This window comes from Candidatus Magnetominusculus dajiuhuensis, from assembly GCF_046044395.1.
In the GTDB taxonomy this organism is placed as follows: domain Bacteria; phylum Nitrospirota; class Thermodesulfovibrionia; order Thermodesulfovibrionales; family Magnetobacteriaceae; genus Magnetominusculus; species Magnetominusculus dajiuhuensis.
This window is the reverse complement of the sequence record NZ_JBJUSG010000129.1, coordinates 1-9919: the sequence shown is the minus strand read 5'-3', so window position 1 is coordinate 9919 and position 9919 is coordinate 1. Positions and strand designations below refer to the sequence as shown.

Genomic DNA, 9919 nt, shown 5'->3' with positions numbered 1-9919 from the left:
GATAGGGGGTACTCTTGCCGGTAACCCAGCGGGTGTAGTTATTTAGACGCTTACTTAGCAACTTAGTATTACTGATGCCTTCCCTGTCAAATATCACAGCATACTCGTGCCCTCTGCCCTTTTAATGAGAATTGTTGGTGCTATGGTTTAACCATACCATAATATGTTAGAATCCCATGAGGTGGCCGCCGCGTCAGATTAGGTGCGGCAGAAGTTCAGGATGGTTTGTTAGTTCAGGAGGGTTTGTTGGAATTACTCAGATACATGGAGATATTTAACAGAAGAAAAAGGATATTTTACTACATCATCGGCGCATCTTTGGTATTAGCGCTGCTTATATTGCTTTTTGTCAGGCCGACTTACAGGGCCGCCGCAAAGGTATTAGTTTTAAAGACGCCCTCCGCAAACGGGCTGCTGGCAGGCTGGGGTATGGCCTCACAGGTAGCCAGTACAAGTGATGACATAAAGACTGACGTGGAGCTATCCAGGGTAAAACCGCTGGCAGAGGCTATTATTGGCGAGTTTAAGCTTGTGGGGCTTTTCGGCAAGCAATTGAAGGCAGAAGATTTTTTTGAGCCGTCTATCGCCGAAAATCTGTTTTCCCTGCCCTACGCCGTCGTTAAGCAATATAAAGAGGTAACCATAATAGAGGTAAGCGCCGTAACAAATGACCCTGAACTGTCGGCCTCTATTGCCAACAAACTATCGGCGAATTACGTTGAGAGCGCGCGACAGAGGGTAAGAGACGATTTCAAATCAGTGAGAGAGTCTCTGGAATTAAGACTTGATTCAATCAGAGACAGTTATTTTAAAACCCTTGCCATCTCCACAGACATGAAGCTCAGGGATATGACCGTTGATTTGCAAGGCGAAACGACCAATGCTATTAAGGCAATATATACCCTGAAAACCGAAGCCGAAGCGATGGACAAGGAGTATGCCCAATTTGACGCGGAAATTACAAAGGGCATGAAACAACTAAAAGAGCTTTCCATATACAGAAAAGAGGCTTTTGAGATCAGTACAAACCCAAGGCTCGAATCCTTAAAATCCTCTCTCGACAAAAAGGTTTTAGATCTGGCAAGCCTGAAACTCGATTTCACAAAAGAGCATCCCAGGTATAAGATTCTTAACGAAGAGATAGATACAATTAAAAAACAGATGGTCGCAGAGGTCGGCCTCGTTCTCAGCAGAGAGACAATGTCCCTGAATCCTGAGTACTCAGAGCTATCAAAAAAGATTTTAACGAATCGCATCAACAAGGAGGCAATTCTTGCAAAGAAAGCGGTAATCCAAAAGTTTATAAAGCTCGATGAGGAAGAACTTATAAAAATACCGCATAAGTATGAGGCATCCGCCCGCATAGAGCCATTGTTAACGGCACAGAGGGAGATGTACTCGAAGATCGGCCAGTATGTCATTCAGGTGGGCCTGGTCGAATCCATAAGCTTGTCGAAGTTAAAGATAGTCGAGCCTGCCACAACACCAAAGAAGAGGTTTTACCCAAGGCGGGGGCGTACGCTCATAGTGGCTGTCTTTCTTGGTTTTTTCATTGGCCTTGCCGCCGTATTTTTTGTCGAATACATGGACAATACCGTTAAATCAAAGGACGATATAACGGCATTTTCAAAACTCCTCGGGCGTATCCCACTCTCGGAGCACCTGAGAAATTATGATGCCGTAAGCGCCCTCAGTGCCGACTCAAAAGAAATTGAGGCCATTAACGAGATTAAGGATAATATCTTCTATGAAACACCAACTAATGGCGGCGGTAGTATGGCTCTGATAGTAACCAGTCCGGGTAAGGGGGACGGCAAGACCTGCGCCGCGGCGCTGATGGGCATAGCATACGCCAGAGAAGGGCAGGGGGTCTTACTTGTCTGTGCCGGGCGCGCCACATCAGGTTATTCGGCAGCCGCGTTTTTCGGTATCACCCCGGATAGCTCCAACTTGCCCATGCCCACAGGGGAACACGGGCTTGATGTGTTATTTGAACCGGATATTGCAAGGGTCAATGAGCGCGTGGGCAGCCTGCGTGAACAATATGGACAGGTGATTATAGACACTGCCTCGCCGAAAGACTGCGCGGCACTTGACGGCAACGTCATTTGTATAGCAGAGCCGTGTAAGTATGAAAAAGATACTTTAGACAGGGTACGCGGCGTAACAAAGGGCAATTTCGTGGGTTATGTATTTAATAAGACGCTCCAAGCACCGATTTACTTAATCAAAAGACTCATAAGCGCCTCATAAGCGCCCCGAACATCACCCTGTGCCCTTTTTCAGAGAAATGCATAGGGTCACAAAACAGATAGAACTCCTTTGACGCCATCCCCTTTGCGAGAAAATCCGGCACAGGGTCAATGAAGTCTATACCGTTGGCGCTAAAGAAGGCGGATAGTTTTTTCTGCGGCCCAAGCAGCGTGTCCTTCTTTCTGAGTTGGGCTTCATAGGGGGAAATAATCACTGTGAAGGGGATATTGCGTGCCTTCAGTGTCCTGGCGATATTGACGATGGGTTGGATGTTTTTGTTAAAGATTACATCGTTGTCCACATTGTAGTACAGGGATTCGGCCATGTAAAATCTCATCTGCGGGTCAGTCAGAAGACCCTTCAGATACAGGTAAAGCAGCGATTTGGCCCTCAGGAATTCGTTCAGCTCTGCAAGGACTCCCAGATGTCTTGCCTTGTCAAGCAGGGTTACATCCCTGGTGCCGGTGTTTAGCTCGCTGTCAATAAGCTCGGCTGATTGGGAGTTTAAATCGTTCAGGCAATAAATCAGATAAACCCTGTTGATTTCCGGATGAGAGGGTAGAAAATGTACTATGACGTTTTCATAGTCGTAGGAGTTATATCCTACGACGGCAGAGTTATACACCCGCATATCCGGCAGTGCGGAGCGCATCAGGCCAACAAACGTATCCTCTTCTTTTACGCCAACGCCGAAGGCAATTGAGTCTCCAAGTACGAGGATTGTCCCTGAGAAGTGTTTATCGGCTTCTTTATAATCTTTCGGGATGCGAAACCCGTATTTATCAGTATAGACCTTTTCACCAAACGAGAATGCTCCAATGTTTTTGGCGTTTCCCCTGCTTACTCCAAAGGCGTTGACAACGAAAAGCTCCCGCGAGTTGCTCAGAGGTTTTACGCTGCCGCTGAGCCTCAGCGCATACTCAAACACACATAATACCCCAAAAACCACTACGACAGAACATATAACCAGCAAGACATTTAAATATCTTCTGTTCATCACAACTGCATTATACATGATTTCTGCTGATTTGTTAACAGATAAAAACCCAGGGCAAACGCATTAGAACGTTACAATAGAAAATTCCTTAGAACCATCTACCAAAGTCAACTGTATGGCCAATTTCTGCTTTATTTTTCAAATGCGTTTGCCCGGGATAATAGCCTAAAAGGCAGGCACATCAGCAGAGAATCGTATAGTGCCGCCAGCATGTTTATTTTATACACTTATTGACACGTATAGCCTAAAGCCAGCACAATTACGATGTTTTACAACTACTTGTGATTCATCTGGGGGGTGTTCTATGACTAAGGCTGAACTAATAGACAGGGTAGCGGTAGAGTCAAAAGTGTCGAAGACAGAGGTCGCAAAGGTTATCAGCGGCACATTTGACGCAATATCTAAGGCTCTTAAAGATGGCGAGCGCGTTATTCTCGTAGGGTTTGGCACCTTTGTTGTGTCTGAAAGGAATGCTCGGACGGGTAGAAATCCTAAAACCGGGGAGGCTACGTTAATCCCTGCCGCTAAAGTACCCAAGTTTAGGGCGGGCAAGGGGCTGAAGGATGTCGTGTCGGGTGTGAAATAATAATATTTTTGACGTCAACGTAAGATATGTTATAATGGTATAGTTGTTTGTTGGGCTGGTACTATGAAGGTACAAACGAAACTTGCATATAGTCACGCTGTTATAGTGGTGCTGCTAATCATCGGCAGTGTTACTAGTGTCTTTATATTGCGGTCGTCTCGTGATCTCATCCACGATATTGTCAGCGACAGATACCTTAAAACTATATACTTAGATAACGTAATGTATGCCGTTAAAGGCATTGATGTGTCAATGTATAAGTTGCTTCTTGCCGCTGACAACAGTACCGGAGAATTGGACAATATTGATAAATACAAAATGACTATGACAGAGAATGTAAGCAAACTGGAACCCTTGATAAGAAGTGGTAAAGGCAAAATACTCCTGAAAACAATACAAAACATACAAGGTGATTATTTGTCATTTGTACGAGAACAAAGCCGTGCCGTTTTGCTGGTTAATTCAGAGGAATCAAAGGTATCGTTGTTTGATAAACAATTGAAACATTCTGCTGTATTATTGCAGGCAATTGATAATCTTACCGACTATCAAACATATAAGATGAGAGAAGGCGAGTCTCTCTCAAATAGAGAATATCAAATGTTCCTGGGTATAGTTTTGTCCGCGTGTCTGCTGTCAGTTATTATCAGCTTTTTAATTGCGGTAAAGGCGATACGTTCACTTGTTAATCAATTAGGGGCCGAACCAGGGGATATAATAGAGATATTAGAGAATATCTCACAGGGCAACCTGCAGGACGAATATGGACTGCGAAGGAATCAAAACAAAACGGGGATTATTAAATATGTAGATATATTGTTAGAGGAACTCAGGGAAAGAGATGGCCTTGTGCAATCTGAGTTGGCATTAGGGACGCAATTAGAAGAGACTGTTTATGAGCTGAGACGCAGAGATGTACTACAGGAGACAATAAGAAGTGTCCTTGAAATATCCTTAGAGCATGTTCCTCTTCAGAGTAAATTGCAGAGAATTATGGATATAATCGTCTCTATTCCAGGCATAAGCATTGAACAAAAAGGATGTATCCACTTAAAAGTAGATGGCGCGGAAGAGTTACAGATGGTTGCTCAAAGAAATCTGCATGAACATTTATTAACAGCATGTGCGAGATTGCAATATGGGCAATGCCTTTGCGGGATAGCCGCCAGCACAGGTAAAACAGTATTTTCCAATAAGCTTGACGACTTACACACTGTCAGCTTTGAAGGAATGCATGAACATGGACACTACTGCATTCCCATAAAATCCGGCAGCAACGTATTAGGCGTATTATGCCTGTACGTCAGGCATAATCACGAAAGAAGTAAGTTGGAAGAGAGTTCTTTTGTATCTATAACTAACTCGATTGCGACCATAATTGAGCATGGAAAAGGCGAGGATTCTATTAAGCGAATCAATAAATTTACTCAAACCGTCCTTAACAGCATAAATGACTCCCTCACGGTGATAGACGTCAATGATTTCACAATCGTCAGCACCAATAACAACTTCCTGAGGGAGTATAAGCTAGCTGGGACTGATGTAATAGGCAGACATTGTTATGAAGTTACCCATAAAGTCTCTGAGCCTTGTAATCAACAGGAATACTCGTGTCCTGTTATGACTATGTTACGAACGGGTGAGTACGCGATGAGTGAGCACCTGCATTACGATGAGGCTGGAAAGGAAGTCTATGTCTCCTGCTCTGCGTCGCCGATAAAAGATGATGCAGGAAACATAATACAATGTGTTTACGTGCTTAGAAACATATCTCAGAGAAAATACTACGAAAAACAGCTCCAGCAGCTCGCGCACTATGATGTGGTTACGTCTCTTCCTAACCGGATATTACTTTTGGATAGATTAAATATTGCAATTGAATTTTCCACGCGGGAAGGCAATATGATGGCGTTGTTATTTATTGATTTAGATAAATTTAAGGCGGTTAATGATACTTATGGACATGAAACCGGAGATATCCTGCTTAGGGAGGTTTCAACAAGGTTATTAAGCAATGTCAGGAAATCAGACACGGTTTCCCGCGTAGGCGGCGATGAGTTTATTATTATTCTTACCAAAGTAAGTGGAAAGCTGGATGCTGGATTAATTGCGGATAAGATTATTGAATCATTAAATAAAACATTTTTTATAAATGGACATGAGTGCCGTATCGGCGGCAGTATTGGCATAGAGTTATATCCATTCAGCGATTTTGATTACGAGATTGAAAATATTACCGATGTCCTTATTAAAAGGGCCGATGTGGCTATGTATAAGGCAAAAGAACTTGGCAGGAACAGATTTGAGTATTACAGCAGCGACCTGAGCGCTGAAAGCGAGACCCCTGTGCTTGACTAGTTCCTTAATTTATTTAGGGGACTCCTGTAAAAATAAACACTTGACGTGACTGCTTACATATGTTTTATACTATTATGAGGCAGCGGGTTAATGCAGCAGGACAAAAGGAGCGCGATAGGACATGCAGCTAACAGCTTTAAATACCTTCGATAGTGTGAACATAATAAATCACACAGTGAGCGGTTTCGATAGAGACGGCAGGCTTGCCAGGGTTGTGAAGTCTGTCTTCGCAAAGTTTATGCTGATAAAGTTAATCCATCAGCTCAACAAGCCAGAAGATACTACGCAATGCCAGCAATCTCTGGACGAATGCCTGAACAATGAAGATATGATCAAAGAAAACATGCTCATCAAGGATGACTATATTCGTTTGAAGGCATCAATAGTGAAGCTCTCGGAGCATCGTTTTTCGCCAATAGAGAGGTTTATTTTGAAGGGAGACCTGGATAAATTGAGATATCTTGTTACAGATAAGATTGAGCTTTACGAGTGGGCGACTAACAGGGATTTTCATAACCTGCTGAGAGACATACGCGATGGTAAAGTAAAGAGCACATTGCCGCCCGGCTGCAACATAAGAGAACACCTGCAGTCGTTGTAAGCTGTGTATTTTGTTCAATCAGTTAGTCGTTTTGACAAAGATTACAAGGGTCTGAAGAAGAAATTTCAAAAGTTAAACAAAGATATTGATCCTCTTCTATGCGATCTTGAAAAAGGTGAGTTTCCCGGCGAACCAATTCCTAAAATTCATAGATTTGCCAATACGGTATATAAGGCCAGATGTGCCATTAAAAGCGCGAACATTGGTGAGCTTGGAGGCCTTAGGGTAATATATTTAGTACAGGAAACAACCATTTACCTTTTAGCTATATACTTCAAAGGTGAGAGGGAAAACATGACGCAAAAAGAGATTTCTGAGATAATATCATCATCTGGGCTGTGATTGCAAAAACACTACGACTAAAATTCTAATCTTTTCAAAAATTAATAGATTTTCCCGTAGCTTGACAGATTTTCCCGTAGCGTTGACATTTAATGTATTTTCTTATATACTAGCCCATGTCGGTTGTCAAGCGTTTCTGTTTGTTCTTACTGTTGTCATTCATTTTGAGCCTCAGCAATGGGTGTGCTACGTTGCCGAACGTTGCTGAGTTGATTAAGGAATCACTGACTGAGGAGAACTCTTATCAAATCATGGCGTCAAAAGGGCTGTTATCTCCCGACAAAAGCAAGGCCATCCTGCAACGGCTGAAAAGCTCAGCCAATCCTACGGACATTTTGGAACGTCACAATGCCGTGGTAGAATTAGTAACCGAAAGCCCGCTGACGAAGGGGAACAAAGTCACTCTGCTCGCTAACGGCCTGCCTACCTATGCCGCAATGTTCAAAGCGATACAGGATGCCAAAGACCACATCAACTTTGAAACCTTTATCATTGAAGAGGATGATACTGGCCGCAAATTTGCCGATATATTGTTGCAAAAACAGGCCGAGGGTGTCCAGGTAAATCTCATCTATGACAGCATCGGCAGTTCACATACTTCCGCCGCTTTTTTCCAGCGCTTGCGTGACGGCGGCATTCAGGTGGTCGAATTCAATTCGGTAAACCCGTTTAAGGCCCACAGTAACTGGCTCCTGCATCCGGACCACCGAAAGATTTTGATTATTGACGGCGAAGTCGCTTTTATAGGGGGTATCAATATCAGTTCGCTATACTCGAGCAGGCTTTCCGGCAGGGGTGAAATCAAAGGTGAACAAATGCCCTGGCGTGACACGGACGTTCAAATCGAAGGCCCTGCGGTGGCTGAGTTGCAAAAACTCTTTCTTGACACATGGCACAAGCAAAATGGGCCGGAACTCTCGCAACGGAACTACTTCCCTGCCCTGAAGCAAGAGGGCAATGCCCTGGTGCGGGTACTTGGCAGCACGCCGGGACAGAGTAACAGGATAACTTTTATAGCCTATGTGGCCGCCATCACTTTTGCAGAGCATTCGATTCATATGACGAATGCCTATTTTGTCCCCGACAGCCAAATACTGGATGCCTTCATTGATGCCGCAAAGCGTGGTGTTGACGTAAAGCTTGTTCTTCCAACAATCAGCGATTCTCCGACGGCCTCATATGCGGCGCGGTATAATTATTCCGCGCTCTTGAAATCGGGGGTGAAGATATTTGAACGCCGCAACGCCCTGCTACATGCGAAAACTGCGGTGATTGACGGCGTCTGGTCTACAGTCGGCTCTACCAACATGGACTACTGGAGCTTGTTAAACGATGACGAGGTGAATGCGGTTATCCTGAGTCACGAATTTGCCGGAGAAATAGAGGAGATGTTTGCCAGTGATATCAGGGAGTCCAACGAGATTAAACTGCAAGAGTGGAAAGAAAGACCCTTGATCCCAAGGATCAGGGAGTGGTTTGCGCACTTATTTTCCCATATGCTGTAACACGTCGCCGCAGAGTTGATACTCTACGGTAAAGGAGTGAATCAAATGCAAAGAATCGGAAATCTTTTGGGGTGCTTCCTGTTCATGGTTGCGGTTATGATTATTTTTTCTGCCGGTTGCGCCTCAGCGGTTGAAAATGCCCGGCAGGGACAAGACATCCTGCTTGACACCTATCACAGGAACATGGCCCAATTGGAGACAAATAGTTTTGGCTTTCCTCTCTTTCTGGAGTCTTTTGAGCGAGGCAACAGAGTGCATGTGGATGTCTACGGGATATTCGATTATCCCTTTGACAGCGTTATCAATGAGCTAAAGGAGCCGGCAAACTGGTGCGATATCGCATCCCTCCATACTAATGTCAAGGCGTGCACCTACAAGGAACTGCCGGGGACCTGGCTGCTGACCTTTTACATCGGCAGCGAAGTCTATCAACCTCCGGAGAAAACGGACAGAGTCGTTTACCACTACCGGAACGTTGAGCAGCAGCAGGGGTATCTGGATATCACTTTCAATGCCGATGCAGGCCCTTTCAGCACAAAGGACCACAAGATGAGGTTAGAAGCCCTGCAACTTGATGAGGAAAGGACTTTTGTCCACGTCAGTTATGAATACAGCGACAGTGCTTTACTTCGCTTCGCGGAAAAAATCTATTTCCTGACCCTCGGCCGTAGCAAAGTAGGGTTCACGGTGGCCGGAACAGACAAAAACGGCAAGCCCATCTATATCGGCGGGCCTCGTGGCGCAATTGAGCGCAACGCCGTTCGGTACTATTTCGCTATCCTGTCCTTCATGAATACGTTGTGCTATCCCGAAGAAAGTCGTTTCAACATGAGAATCAGCGAGTGGTACGATATTGCGGGCCGCTACAAGAAACAGCTTTACGAGCTGGACAAACTGGACAAGAAGGACTACCTCACATTCAAGACAAAAGAGCATATGAACCAGGTAACGCTCCAGATGTCTATCGGGACGGGGACTCAGTAATATTAAGTTGCAATAATATAAGTAAATCATATAAGTAAGAAGATTTCTATATCAATCGAATCATCCTGAGCCTGTCGAAGGATGCTCCTTTTACTCATTTGACCGCAACCTGGTATAAGCCCATCACAATAGCTATGACTTCAGCCGGGCTACGCAGGGCAATCGCATTAGAAACTTACACCAGTAATTCCCTCTCCTGGATTCCCGCTTTCCAGACTGTGTCACAATAGTAAAGCAGCCCCCCCCCCCTTTTTTTTGAGGTGGGGGGCTGTGGTCGTAGCGCTGGGCAGTGG

General features: G+C 44.6%; 8 protein-coding genes. 7 read left to right on the top strand and 1 reads right to left on the bottom strand.

Annotation, left to right across the window (positions count from 1 at the left end; genetic code table 11):
- Window positions 1-246: 246 nt before the first annotated feature.
- Complete coding sequence (locus AB7D94_RS14395) at window positions 247-2253, top strand: exopolysaccharide transport family protein (RefSeq protein WP_420266643.1); 2007 nt, start codon at window positions 247-249, stop codon at window positions 2251-2253.
- Here AB7D94_RS14395 and AB7D94_RS14390 read toward each other — a convergent pair.
- Window positions 2237-3268 carry an SGNH/GDSL hydrolase family protein gene (locus AB7D94_RS14390; RefSeq protein WP_420266642.1) on the bottom strand — a complete coding sequence of 344 codons (1032 nt, stop codon included), beginning with the start codon at window positions 3266-3268 and terminating at the stop codon, window positions 2237-2239. The genes AB7D94_RS14395 and AB7D94_RS14390 overlap by 17 nt on opposite strands.
- Window positions 3269-3554: 286 nt before the next feature.
- Between AB7D94_RS14390 and AB7D94_RS14385 the strand changes: the two genes are divergently transcribed.
- The 6 genes from AB7D94_RS14385 to AB7D94_RS14360 all read left to right on the top strand — a co-directional run bounded on the left by AB7D94_RS14385 (window position 3555) and on the right by AB7D94_RS14360 (window position 9626).
- The gene (locus tag AB7D94_RS14385) at window positions 3555-3836 is read left to right on the top strand and encodes an HU family DNA-binding protein (protein WP_420266640.1); all 282 of its coding nucleotides are present in this window, start codon (window positions 3555-3557) and stop codon (window positions 3834-3836) included.
- A 63-nt stretch (window positions 3837-3899) separates the two neighbouring features.
- Complete coding sequence (locus tag AB7D94_RS14380; protein ID WP_420266638.1) at window positions 3900-6194, top strand: diguanylate cyclase domain-containing protein; 2295 nt, start codon at window positions 3900-3902, stop codon at window positions 6192-6194.
- A 121-nt stretch (window positions 6195-6315) separates the two neighbouring features.
- Complete coding sequence (locus AB7D94_RS14375; RefSeq protein ID WP_420266637.1) at window positions 6316-6795, top strand: hypothetical protein; 480 nt, start codon at window positions 6316-6318, stop codon at window positions 6793-6795.
- A 3-nt stretch (window positions 6796-6798) separates the two neighbouring features.
- A complete protein-coding gene (locus AB7D94_RS14370; RefSeq protein WP_420266635.1) occupies window positions 6799-7137 on the top strand; it encodes a hypothetical protein in 339 nt (112 codons plus the stop codon).
- Between the two features lie 251 nt (window positions 7138-7388).
- Entirely contained in the window at window positions 7389-8642 is a 1254-nt protein-coding gene (gene cls, locus AB7D94_RS14365; RefSeq protein ID WP_420266633.1) for a cardiolipin synthase, read from the top strand.
- Between the two features lie 45 nt (window positions 8643-8687).
- Window positions 8688-9626 carry a hypothetical protein gene (locus tag AB7D94_RS14360; RefSeq protein ID WP_420266632.1) on the top strand — a complete coding sequence of 313 codons (939 nt, stop codon included), beginning with the start codon at window positions 8688-8690 and terminating at the stop codon, window positions 9624-9626.
- The last annotated feature ends 293 nt before the right edge of the window (window positions 9627-9919 follow it).

Coding starts and splice junctions, on each gene's coding strand:
- AB7D94_RS14390 (WP_420266642.1), bottom strand. CDS start 3,268: ATGTATAATGCAGTTGTGATGAACAGAAGATATTTAAATGTCTTGCTG.
- AB7D94_RS14375 (WP_420266637.1), top strand. CDS start 6,316: ATGCAGCTAACAGCTTTAAATACCTTCGATAGTGTGAACATAATAAAT.
- AB7D94_RS14380 (WP_420266638.1), top strand. CDS start 3,900: ATGAAGGTACAAACGAAACTTGCATATAGTCACGCTGTTATAGTGGTG.
- AB7D94_RS14360 (WP_420266632.1), top strand. CDS start 8,688: ATGCAAAGAATCGGAAATCTTTTGGGGTGCTTCCTGTTCATGGTTGCG.
- AB7D94_RS14385 (WP_420266640.1), top strand. CDS start 3,555: ATGACTAAGGCTGAACTAATAGACAGGGTAGCGGTAGAGTCAAAAGTG.
- cls (WP_420266633.1), top strand. CDS start 7,389: ATGGCGTCAAAAGGGCTGTTATCTCCCGACAAAAGCAAGGCCATCCTG.